Consider the following 11,003-nt stretch of genomic DNA (forward strand, 5'->3'; position numbering starts at 1 on the left):
CACCTAACGGTGACCAGCGGCGGCGCGCAAAGTCCGCGGGGCTCCCCTCAGGACTGAGGGGATGGGGAAGCCGAAGTCCGCTTGCGGACTTTGTTCTTATCGTTTCTGCTGCGGTTCCATCTTCCAGTCACGGATGGAGAGAAGCGCCGGAATCAATTCCTTCGCACTTCTGCGGAATATGATTTCACCTTTTTCAGCGGTCGCTCCCCGCGGATCTCCACCAATCCCGATGGGACGGCCGTCTTCTGTCTGAAGATCCTCGCCCATCCAGTTGAGCGCTGCTGCACTCGAGAAATTGATCGCCTTCTGTCCGGCATATCCGCCGCGCTTATATCCGGTTTCAGACAGGTTTAGCTTCACCGTCTCCGGATGGATTGCCATCACCATGCTGGTCTCCATCTCCCCTCCGTGAAAATCCCATGAATTCTCCGGAGAGATGGTTGCCTGCACTTCCGGATGGAGAAATGCCCCCGACGCGAGCACAAACGGATAAATCCCGAAATCGTGGCGGAGCTGTCGGGAAAGCACATCCAACACCGGCCGGTTTCCGCCATGGCAAACCAGAAATGCAATCTTCCGGAAACCATGATGCGCAATGCTCTCTGCGATATCATAGATCAGATGGTAATAAGTATCCGGCTTAAACGACACCGAACCGCAGAAATTCAGGTGTTCCACGCTGAGACCCACCGGAATCACCGGAAAAATCAGCATCGGATAATCCGGATCCTCCAGTTCCATCTCCTTTCGGATGTACTCCGGCATTGCTTCCGCGATCATCATATCGGTGCCGAGCGGCGCCTGGCTTCCGTGCTGCTCGATCGCACCCACCGGGATCATCACAACGGTCCGCTCCCTGTCAACGGCTTCCATCTCTTTCCTCGTCAAATCTCTGTAATACCGGATCATATTTTTCCTCCCACAAGTCAGAACCCTCTTCACGATTTTTCTTCAAGTTCAGCGTTTTGCTTCAGCGGCGTGCGCTTCCGCACAAAACAATCGGGCACTCCCGATCCGACTGCGGATTGAGAATGCCCGGTTTACATTTCATGATGGATGATGTTTTCTCAGACCGTCTTCACATCCGTAACGACTTTTGCTGCCAGAAGGCGGCTGTAGATCAGATAGCCGATCACGTAGTTCAGACCGATCTTGATGATATTGAACGGAACCGTTGCCATCACGATAAAGCCGTTCAGATCATGGATTGCCGGATTGACCGATGCAACCATCTGAACAACCTGATCGAGAGAAACGCCCATGGCTGTCGCATACAGCGGAAGTGTGACAAACGCGTTGACTGCGCAGGCGCAGGCCGTGCGGATCACAATGCTCGCTGCCATGCCGATCACAGCAGAACGGCGTGTGCTTCCGAGTTTCTTATAGATGATGTACAGCGGGAAGATGTAGAGCATGGTTGAGATCAGGTTTGCCACCTCGCCGACATACATCGTGTTCGTGCCGACCGTAACCAGCTTGATCACCAGCTTTAATACTTCCACCGCAAATCCGGAGAGCGGGCCGAGCAGAAATACTGCAATCAGGGACGGAACATCACTGAAATCCACCTTGTAAAACGGCGGCATCATCGGCAGGGCAAACTCCAGGGACATCAGCACACCGGACACGGCTGCAAGCATCGCGGTGAGGATCATCTTCTGTACACTCCATTTGTCTGTTCTCATAATCATATTCTCCTTTCGGGTACTGCATAAATTCTTCCGTCAGGAGCAGTTCCTCTGCCGCCGCGGAACGCGCCGAAACGCATCACGGCGGAGCGTTTTATATCATCTGAAAATTCAGGAAAACTTTCCGAATGATGTAAAAAAGGACCTCAGACTCACGGGGAATCTGAGATCCGGAACGTTGTTTCCATCGCGCCGCGCACAGGCGCAGCGTCATGAATCACTCCAGTTTCTTCTCTCATCCAGACTATACTGTCGGTCCCGGAATCACACCGGGTCAACTGCTTTCGCAGGTCGCGGACTTTACCGCCGGTAGGGACTTTCACCCTGCCCCGAAGAACTTATGTGTATTCTGTTTTCTTTTCCAAAATTATCATAAAGCCGTGCCGCTGTCAATAGCCTTCAGAATTACGATCGACCTTGGCTTCAGCACATACGTGAGATACCCCTCCGCAAGGGGCATCACGGTTTCGGCCGCATCCGAATTCTTCCTTCCGGTATCGCTCACGCAGATCCACCGTTTTTTGTCCGGCAGCGTCGGAAGGCCGAATTTATGTGAGATCCAGTGCATATTGAACATCACATAAAAGGTGTCATCCGTTGTTCCGTCCGGCCTTTTCGCGTAATCGCCGCAATACAGGATGCCGAGCTGGCGGTGCGGACCGTCGGTCTCGGGATACCATGCATTCACCCCGTGAAACGAGATGTCCGGAAGGCCGAACCCCCGCAGATCGCAGTGACTTGGCTTCTCTTCCCGGTGAAATACCGGGTGTTCTTTCCGGAACCGGATCAGCTCCCGGACGAAATGATGCCGTTCGGCATGTTTTTTCAGATCCGTCCAGTTCAGCCACGACGTGGCATTGTCCTGACAGTAGGCGTTGTTATTTCCGTTCTGGGAGTTGCCGAACTCGTCTCCCGCCAGAATCAGCGGGATTCCCTGACTCAGAAACAGCATCAGGAACGCATTGTCCAGCTGCCTCTCCCGGATGCCGTTCACCGCCGCACGGCGGCTTTTGCCTTCCTCACCGCAGTTCCATGTCACATTGTCCCGGGGCCCGTCTTTTCCGTTCTCCCCGTTCGCTTCATTGTGTTTCTCCTCATAAGAGACCATGTCTGCCATGGTGAAACCGTTGGTGTTCGCCATGTAATTGACGGTTCCGTATCCGTCCGGATTGGCACAGATCCGGTCCATCAGACGCTGCATCTGGTTTTCATCGCCCCGAAGAACCCGGCGCATATCGCAGAGATATCCGTCATTGTATTCCGCTGCTCGGCGTCCCTGCTTTTCATCGTCTTTCCGGCCGGTGTCCGCATCCATGGCAAAAAAGGCTGCGTTCCGACCCGAAGATCCCGCCGGAATTCCCGCGCCGTCCATTGTGAGTGCAAAGATCTTTGTCTCCGAAAGAACCGGATCGTTCAGAAGCGGCGCCGGCTGAGCGGCTCCCGAAAGACGGACTCCGTCGATATGATATTCGCAGACCCAGAACCGGGCCGTCTCGGTAATCAGCGTCTGCGGTGTTCCCGCCGGAAAATAGAATTCCATGTAGACCTCGATGCCCTCCCGGTGGAACGCCTTCACCATCTCACAGAATTCATTTCGGCCGTCTTCACCGGCCGCATAAGCCGCCTTCGGCGCAAAATAGCAGTTCTCCTCCGAATATCCCCAGTAATTCCGCTTTCCCGTCGGCTTGCGGATCATTTTCCCGAGTGTCCTCGTCTTCGGGTCAAACCTGCAGTCAACCGGAACCGGCGCGGTGATGATCTCCTGAAACTCATAGCAGGGCATCAGTTCCACCGCCGTGATCCCGAGGTCTTTCAGATACGGAATTTTCCGGATAAGTCCCCGGAATGTTCCCGCCTCTTTCCCGAGGCCGGAGGAAGCATGTTTTGTAAATCCGCGCACATGAAGGCGGTAGATTACCGTCTCCGACAGCGGAGTTCCCGGCGCCCGGTCTCCCGACCAGTCCAGTTCTTTTCCGAGAAGCAGTGACGGCACCGCGTGACCGTAATTCCGCTCCGATCCCCACCGCTTTTTCTTCGGGTAGAACCGTCCCCACGGATCTGTCTTCGCCGTTTTCCCATCTGTCAGAAGATAGCTGTATTCCTCCGGATGATCCGTCAGAAGATCCGCCGTGTAAATGTCCCCGGTCCGCATTTCCTCCGTGAACCGGAGCGTTCCTGCTTTTTTTCCGTCCCGGTAAAGCAGAACGCCGGGCTTATCCCCGGAAAGCCCGGTGCAGATGTGTGCGCCGCCGCGGATCGCAGTGACGCCCGGAGTAAAATTCCGGTCCGATGACACGGCGATCCGGATATCCTTCTTCTCCATATGCCGCCTCCTTTCCGGTCTCCTGATATTTTGTCCGTTCCCCGAAGAGAATTACAGGTCGATCTCCAGTTCCACCGGGCAGTGATCCGATCCGAAGATTTCCGTATGGATCTTTGCCCCGCGAAGTTTCTCCTTCAGCCGGTCGGACGTACAGAAATAGTCGATCCGCCAGCCGGCATTCTTCTCTCTGGCCTTAAAACGGTAGGACCACCAGGAATAAACTCCCTCCGTATCCGGCTCGAAATACCGCCAGGTATCCGTAAAACCGGCAGCGAGAAGTTCCGAGAACTTCCCCCGCTCCTCGTCCGAGAAACCGGCATTCTTATGGTTTGTCTTCGGATTCTTCAGATCAATCTCCTCATGGGCAACATTCAGGTCGCCGCAGAAGATCACCGGCTTTGACGCATCGAGTTTCTTCAGATATTCCCGGAAGGCATCCTCCCACGTCATGCGGTAGTCCAGCCTTGCCAGCTGATCTTTGGAATTCGGTGTATAGCAGGTCACAAAATAATACTCCGGATATTCCGCCGTGATGACTCTCCCCTCATGATCATGTTCTTCAATCCCGAGGCCGCAGGTCACCGCCAGCGGTTCTTCCCGGCTGAACAGTGCCACGCCGGAATATCCCTTCTTCTCGGCGTAATTCCAGTACTGATGATATCCCGGAAGGTCCAGGTCAATCTGGCCTTCCTGGAGTTTGCTCTCCTGAATGCAGAAAATGTCGGCGTTCAGCTCATGAAACGCATCCAGAAAGCCTTTTCCGACGCATGCCCGAAGTCCGTTGACATTCCACGAAACATATTTTTTCATCATCTCACCTCTTTACAATCCTCAGAAGAGTAACCGGTTGTCTTTCATGTCGCTTTTTTCGTTTTTTGTTCCAATATGGTTTATTTTTTGCAAGAAAATGTCTTAATTCTCATTTGACTTATAAGCCAATTAATTCTACATTCATGTTAACAGGAAAACAAACCGTCTGCATCATCTGTTTTTTCTTACAAGCTCATTGTTCTTTCAATAATTCACAAAATAAAACAATGGAGGTATCACACTATGCATTATCTATGCACCACAGACAGCAGCCAGCGAATCCACGCCGACACCGAGCGTCTGAAGAGCATCCGCAAGAGCCGCCATCTCACGCAGCGAGAAGTGGCAGACCTGCTTCACATCCGACAGCAGGTCTACTCCAAGTACGAGTGCGGCAAGCTTGAGCTTCCGATCCGCCACCTGGTTTCCCTCGCAAAATACTACGGCGTTTCCTCCGACCGGCTCCTCGGACTACCAAACTCCAGAGATGAGGAAATGCTGAATCTTCCCTTCGCCGGGGATCTCTCCCTGAGGGAAGTTCTGCACGGTCTGACCGGTCTTTCCGACCACGACCGTTTTCTTGTCTTCTATCTTCTTAAGCCGGATGAATGTCCGAAACTTTCGTGTTAATCGTCTGCTTCCTCATCCTCGGTCACGGTGTAAACCTGACGTTTTCTCGCCATCTCATCACTGTCGAGGTAGGAATCGTAATCGGTGATCTTATCAATGATATTTCCGCCGATGAATTCAATAATACGGTTTGCGGTCGTCTGAACGATCTCGTGATCACGGGATGAGAAGATCAGAACGCCCGGGAACTTCATCATTCCGGTGTTGAGTGCAGAAATGGATTCCATGTCGAGATGGTCGGTCGGCTCGTCCAGCATCAGGACATTGGCCCCGGAAATCATCATCTTGGACAGCATGCAGCGAACACGCTCACCACCGGAAAGAACTTTGACTTTCTTTACGCCGTCCTCGCCGGCAAACAGCATTCTTCCGAGGAATCCGCGGACGTATGTCGCGTCCTTCACCGGAGAGTACTGTGTCAGCCACTCTGCGATCGTATCTTCGTTGGCGAATTCTTTGGTATTGTCCTTCGGGAAATACGCCTGTGATGTCGTCAGCCCCCACTTGAAATCTCCCTCATCCGGCTCGATCTCACCGGTCAGAATCTTAAACAGCGTTGTCTTTGCCAGCTCATCCGGGCCCACCAGTGCAACCTTGTCCTCGCGGTTGATGGTAAAAGATACGCCGTCCAGAACCTTGCGGCCGTTTACCGTCTTGGTCAGGTTTGTGACCGTCAGGACATCATTTCCGATCTCACGCTCCGGGCGGAAGTCAATATACGGATACTTACGGCTGGACGGACGGATGTCATCCAGCTCGATCTTTTCCAGCGCGCGCTTTCTGGAAGTCGCCTGCTTGGACTTGGACGCATTCGCGGAGAATCTGCGGATGAACTCCTGCAGCTCTTTGATCTTCTCCTCTTTCTTCTTGTTTGCTTCCTTCATCTGACGGATCATGAGCTGACTGGACTGAACCCAGAAATCATAGTTTCCGGCATAGAGCGTGATCTTGCCGTAGTCGATATCCGCGATCTGTGTGCAGACTTTGTTCAGGAAGTAACGGTCATGGGATACGACGATGACCGTGTTCTCAAAGTTGATCAGGAACTCTTCCAGCCATCCGATCGCATCCAGATCCAGATGGTTGGTCGGCTCATCCAGAAGAAGGATATCCGGGTTGCCGAACAGTGCCTGCGCCAGAAGGACCTTGACCTTCTGCGCACCGTTCAGCTCACTCATCTGCTTCTGATGAAGTTCGGTGTCGATACCGAGGCCGTTCAGCATGCTCTCCGCATCCGACTCGGCGTTCCATCCATCCATATTGGCAAATTCCGCCTCCAGGTCCGCTGCCTTGACACCGTCTTCCTCGGTGAAATCCTCCTTTGCGTAGATGGCATCCTTCTCCTTCATAATGTCATACAGACGCTTGTTTCCCATGATAACGGTATCCAGAACCGGATACTGATCATACTTGAACTGGTCCTGCTGCAGGAAGGAAAGTCTCTGTCCCGGTGTGATGACAACCTCTCCGCTGGTCGGTTCCAGCTGACCGGAAAGGATGCGGAGGAAAGTGGATTTTCCGGCACCGTTGGCGCCGATCAGGCCGTAGCACTCGCCCTCGGAGAACTTGATGTTGACCTCCTCAAACAGCGCCTTCTTTCCTACACGGAGTGAAATATTGCTTGTACTAATCATTTTGTTCTGATTCCTCTCTAACTATCTGTATATTATTACTGCGGTTTTCGCCCGTAGATATCGGCAAGCCCCGCGAGATATCCGACTCTCTCATCGGTAAATGCACCCGGCAGCATGCGCCAGCACCAGTTGTCCCCAAAGGTTCCCGGCGTATTCATGCGCGCACGGTTATCCAGTCCGAGCACATCCTGCATCTGGAAAATGACGACGGACGCCACCGAGCCGTAACCGGCGCGGAACAGCATATCCATCAGACGGTTTTCGTCCGTCACGCCCAGATAATCCTTTACATACTGCATTTCCCACCACGGCCTCTGCCCGGACAGGAAATATCCGGCCATGGTCTCATTGTCATGCGTTCCACCATAGCAGATGCAGTTCTCTGTATAGTTCATCGGAAGATGCGGATTCTTCCGGTCCCCTCCGAAGGCGAATTCCAGCACCTTCATGCCGGGAAATCCGAACTGCCGGAGAAGCGCTTCGACCTCCGGCACAAAAACGCCAAGATCTTCCGCGATGATCTTTGTCCCGGTTCCTTCCAGTTCTTTCAGAAGCGCCGTAAAGAGCGCCGCCCCCGGCCCCTTCCGGTAGGTTCCGTTTTTCGCGGTCGTCTCGCCGACCGGAATGGCATAATACCGGACTGTTCCGATGAAATGATCGATCCTCACGGCATCGTAGAGTTCCGCGTTGGCGCGGATCCGCTCTTTCCACCACCGGAAACCGTCACGCTCCATCTCATCCCAGTCATACAAAGGGTTTCCCCAGAGCTGTCCGTCCTCGGAAAATGCATCCGGCGGCACGCCGGCCACTTCCCGCGGCAGTCTCGTCTGACGGTCGGTCTGGAAATACCGGCTTCGGCTCCAGCAGTCTGCCGAATCCAGCGCCACATAGAGCGGCATATCGCCGATCAATCGGATTCCACGGCTTCCCGCATATGTCCGCACGTTTTTCCACTGTCCAAAGAATACAAACTGAAGGAATTTCCAGTATTCGATATCGCTTTCATGCTCCGCGCGGAACCGGTCCATCGCCTCCGGATCTCTCAGCCGAAGGCCGTCTTCCCACTCTGTCCAGGGAAGATCACCGGAATCCTTTTTACAGGCCATATAAAGAGCATAGTCATCCAGCCAGAATTCCTGTGCTTTCTGAAACTGTTCGTATTCCGCGGCATTTTCCGCCGTGCGCACCGCTTTCCAACGCTCGTATGCCTTCCGGAAGAGCGCAAATCTCCCATCATAAATCTTCCCGTAATCGACCTTCGACGGATCATCGCCCCAGGCAAAACTCCGGATTTCCTCCTCTGTGAGAAGTCCGTCTCTCACCAGAAGATCCGGATCGATGAAATACGGATTCCCGGCAAAAGCCGAAAATGCCTGATACGGGCTGTCCCCGTAGCCGGTGGGGCCCAGAGGCAGAACCTGCCAGTACCGCTGTCCGGCCGCACTCAGCCGGTCAATAAAATCCAGTGCCGCCTGCCCCATGGTTCCGATTCCGTAAGGGGATGGAAGCGAGCTCACCGGCATCAGGATGCCGGCGCCCCGGTCTAACGGCTCTGCCGGCGAAACTGCCGGCGATTCTGTGAGGCATTCTTTTCCAAGATCTGCTGCCGTCATATGCTTTACCTCCGCTTTTTCGCTCCGGAAGAACATATACTATCATTTTTCCGCACAGTAGACTACCTTTCCGCCGCAAATGGTCCGTATCGGCCGTCCGAAGAGTTTCCACCCCCGGAACGGCGAATTGTTTGCCTTGGAATAAAAATGATCCACCGTGTATTCACGGCAGTCATCAAACATCACCAGATCCGCCGGTGCATGCTCCGCGATGCGTCCGCCCGGAAGCCGATAAAGTCTTGCCGGATTCAGACTCATCTTCTCAAAAAGCTGCGGATAGGTGAGATATCCTTTTTTTACCAGTTCCGTCACGCCCAGCATCAGGCTGGTCTCCAGACCGGTAATGCCGCTCGGCGCCTCGGTCAGCGGCCGGCTCTTTTCTTCATCGGAGTGAGGTGCATGATCCGTCGCGATCATGTCCAGCGTTCCGTCCTGAAGGCCGCGAATGATCGCCTGACGATCCTCTTCCGTCCGAAGCGGCGGATTCATCTTCGCCAGAGTTCCGTATTTCAGAACCGCCTCATCGGTCAGAGTAAAATGATGCGGGGTGACCTCTCCCCAGACATGGACGCCCATCTTCTTTGCCGCCCGGAGCACTTCCACCGTCTTCCCGGAGGAAATGTGCTGAATATCCAGACTGACACCGGTTTCAAGTGCAATCGCGCAGTCCCGGGCTGTCATGGAATACTCTGCGATCGCCGGAGATCCGCCGATTCCGAGTTCCTCGGAGACCTGGCCGCGGTTGATTCCGTTGTTGCGGATAAATGCCGGATCTTCCTCGTGAAGACTCACCGGAAGTCCGAGCCGGGCCGCCCTCTCAAAGGCAAGCCGGAGCATTTCTCCGTCCCGGATCGGAATACCGTCATCCGTAAATCCGGCCGCTCCTGCCTCCGCCAGCGCTTCCATATCCGTCAGCTCCTGTCCACGCATTCCCATCGTGACGTTGGCGCAGCTGAGAACGTGAATGCCGGTCTCTTTCCCTTTATCCAGCACATACTTCAAAGTCTCCGGCGTATCAACCGTGGGCTTGGTGTTGGCCATCAGAACGACCGTCGTAAAACCGCCGGCTTTGGCCGCCTCGCTTCCGGTCAGAATATCCTCTTTGTATGTCAGACCCGGATCGCGGAAATGAACATGAACATCGATCAAACCCGGGCCCGTCACCAGACCCGTTCCGTCAATCTCCTGCACCTTTTTTCCCCCGGATATGGCCTTCCGGGCCATTTCCACGGCCTCTTCGCCGATTCCGGCGATCTCCCCGCCGTCCAGAAACAGATCCGTCACGCGGTCTGTTCCGCTTTCCGGATCGATCACCCGGCTGTTCTTTATCCAAAGCATCTCTTCGATTCCTTTCCGGCATTCCGGCCGTCCGATGTCACGTCCGGCTTCTTCATTCCTGTCATATCCGGACACATTTTGCCGCCCGCCGACGGCGGACGGCCCGTTTACTCCCTGAATCAGGCAGGATTCGATTGTGAGCTGCAAAGCGCTCACCGCCGGCCACATACCGCGCGGCATCGCGCCTTCCATCATACAGTCCGGAGTCTCACGCCTTCTTTGCGTTCGCCTTCTCCATAAACTTTTCGTTGCTGATGATGAACCGCTCGTGAGTTCCCTCGCCGATCTTGCCCTTTTCGTCATAAACGGCAACGGTGAATACCAGTCTTCTGCGGTCCACCTCGGTCAGTTCCGTCTCACACCATACCTTCATTCCCACCGGAGTGGCAGAGATGTGCGCGACATCAAGCTTCGTGCCGACGGTTCCCTCGCCCTCCCCCAGAGAAGAAGCGACCGATTTCCATGCTGTCTCTTCGATCAGAGCGATCATCGCCGGTGTCGCAAACACCAGCAGTGTTCCGCTTCCGACTGCCTTCGCGGAATTTTCCTCGGTAACGATCGTCTCCTGTCTGCCCTTGATTCCTGTCTCGATCATGATGCTTTTTCCTCCTTAAGAATCTGTTTCTTTCTAGAACAAAGTCCGCAAGCGGACTTCGGCTCCCCTATCCCCTCAGTCCTGAGGGGAGCCCCGCGGACTTTGCGCGCCGCCGCTGGTCACCGTTAGGTGACAGCTTCCTTACAGCGGCGTGCGCATCCTCGCGGAGCGTTTTATTTCATAGGGAATTTCGGAGAAATTCCTATGAAATAAAAACTTAATGTTAACAGTGCTTATCTCTCCGTTTTGTACCAGTTCAGCTTTCTGCCGCATTTCGGACAGATGCGCATCCCCTCGAAAAGTTCGGTGCCGCAGGTGCTGCAGTAGCGCGGAATCCGGTCCGGAATCGCCGATTTCTCCGGCTCTGCCTCT

The 11,003-nt window shown here is 54.3% G+C and carries 10 protein-coding genes and 1 riboswitch; of the genes, 1 reads left to right on the forward strand and 9 read right to left on the reverse strand.

The genetic code is table 11. The features are described from left to right. Positions 1-96: 96 nt before the first annotated feature. The 4 genes from BMW41_RS13080 to BMW41_RS13095 form a co-directional block, all read right to left on the reverse strand. Entirely contained in the window at positions 97-909 is an 813-nt protein-coding gene (locus tag BMW41_RS13080; protein WP_074650582.1) for a creatininase family protein, read from the reverse strand. 158 nt (positions 910-1,067) lie between these two features. Further along, the gene (locus tag BMW41_RS13085) at positions 1,068-1,685 is read right to left on the reverse strand and encodes an ECF transporter S component (RefSeq protein WP_031471928.1); all 618 of its coding nucleotides are present in this window, start codon (positions 1,683-1,685) and stop codon (positions 1,068-1,070) included. A gap of 226 nt (positions 1,686-1,911) precedes the next feature. Beyond that, positions 1,912-2,029, reverse strand: a riboswitch (FMN riboswitch). Between the two features lie 29 nt (positions 2,030-2,058). Then, a complete protein-coding gene (locus BMW41_RS13090; RefSeq protein WP_074650584.1) occupies positions 2,059-4,011 on the reverse strand; it encodes an alpha-amylase family glycosyl hydrolase in 1,953 nt (650 codons plus the stop codon). A gap of 51 nt (positions 4,012-4,062) precedes the next feature. Next, positions 4,063-4,821, reverse strand: a complete 759-nt coding sequence (locus BMW41_RS13095; RefSeq protein WP_074650585.1) for an exodeoxyribonuclease III — start codon at positions 4,819-4,821, stop codon at positions 4,063-4,065. A 243-nt stretch (positions 4,822-5,064) separates the two neighbouring features. Between BMW41_RS13095 and BMW41_RS13100 the strand changes: the two genes are divergently transcribed. Further along, the gene (locus BMW41_RS13100) at positions 5,065-5,451 is read left to right on the forward strand and encodes a helix-turn-helix domain-containing protein (RefSeq protein ID WP_074650587.1); all 387 of its coding nucleotides are present in this window, start codon (positions 5,065-5,067) and stop codon (positions 5,449-5,451) included. On the opposite strand, the gene BMW41_RS13105 is transcribed toward BMW41_RS13100, so the two are convergent. The 5 genes from BMW41_RS13105 to BMW41_RS15480 all read right to left on the reverse strand — a co-directional run bounded on the left by BMW41_RS13105 (position 5,448) and on the right by BMW41_RS15480 (position 10,978). Next, complete coding sequence (locus tag BMW41_RS13105; protein ID WP_074650588.1) at positions 5,448-7,085, reverse strand: ABC-F family ATP-binding cassette domain-containing protein; 1,638 nt, start codon at positions 7,083-7,085, stop codon at positions 5,448-5,450. The genes BMW41_RS13100 and BMW41_RS13105 overlap by 4 nt on opposite strands. Positions 7,086-7,120: 35 nt before the next feature. Beyond that, positions 7,121-8,698 carry a 4-alpha-glucanotransferase gene (gene malQ, locus BMW41_RS13110; RefSeq protein ID WP_074650592.1) on the reverse strand — a complete coding sequence of 526 codons (1,578 nt, stop codon included), beginning with the start codon at positions 8,696-8,698 and terminating at the stop codon, positions 7,121-7,123. A gap of 42 nt (positions 8,699-8,740) precedes the next feature. Beyond that, a complete protein-coding gene (locus tag BMW41_RS13115) occupies positions 8,741-10,036 on the reverse strand; it encodes a dihydroorotase (RefSeq protein ID WP_074650593.1) in 1,296 nt (431 codons plus the stop codon). A 208-nt stretch (positions 10,037-10,244) separates the two neighbouring features. Next, positions 10,245-10,631, reverse strand: coding sequence for a thioesterase family protein (locus BMW41_RS13120; protein WP_074650590.1), 387 nt, complete (start codon positions 10,629-10,631; stop codon positions 10,245-10,247). A 233-nt stretch (positions 10,632-10,864) separates the two neighbouring features. Continuing rightward, positions 10,865-10,978, reverse strand: coding sequence for a zinc-ribbon domain-containing protein (locus BMW41_RS15480; RefSeq protein ID WP_074650595.1), 114 nt, complete (start codon positions 10,976-10,978; stop codon positions 10,865-10,867). Positions 10,979-11,003: the final 25 nt, after the last annotated feature.

The organism is [Clostridium] aminophilum (assembly GCF_900101295.1).
Taxonomy (GTDB): Bacteria; Bacillota; Clostridia; order Lachnospirales; family Lachnospiraceae; genus Clostridium_R; species Clostridium_R aminophilum_A.

Excerpts from the sequence above, each read along its gene's own strand:
- BMW41_RS13080 (WP_074650582.1), bottom strand. The coding sequence starts at position 909 with ATGATCCGGTATTACAGAGATTTGACGAGGAAAGAGATGGAAGCCGTT.
- BMW41_RS13085 (WP_031471928.1), bottom strand. The coding sequence starts at position 1,685 with ATGAGAACAGACAAATGGAGTGTACAGAAGATGATCCTCACCGCGATG.
- BMW41_RS13090 (WP_074650584.1), bottom strand. The coding sequence starts at position 4,011 with ATGGAGAAGAAGGATATCCGGATCGCCGTGTCATCGGACCGGAATTTT.
- BMW41_RS13095 (WP_074650585.1), bottom strand. The coding sequence starts at position 4,821 with ATGAAAAAATATGTTTCGTGGAATGTCAACGGACTTCGGGCATGCGTC.
- BMW41_RS13100 (WP_074650587.1), top strand. The coding sequence starts at position 5,065 with ATGCATTATCTATGCACCACAGACAGCAGCCAGCGAATCCACGCCGAC.
- BMW41_RS13105 (WP_074650588.1), bottom strand. The coding sequence starts at position 7,085 with ATGATTAGTACAAGCAATATTTCACTCCGTGTAGGAAAGAAGGCGCTG.
- malQ (WP_074650592.1), bottom strand. The coding sequence starts at position 8,698 with ATGACGGCAGCAGATCTTGGAAAAGAATGCCTCACAGAATCGCCGGCA.
- BMW41_RS13115 (WP_074650593.1), bottom strand. The coding sequence starts at position 10,036 with ATGCTTTGGATAAAGAACAGCCGGGTGATCGATCCGGAAAGCGGAACA.
- BMW41_RS13120 (WP_074650590.1), bottom strand. The coding sequence starts at position 10,631 with ATGATCGAGACAGGAATCAAGGGCAGACAGGAGACGATCGTTACCGAG.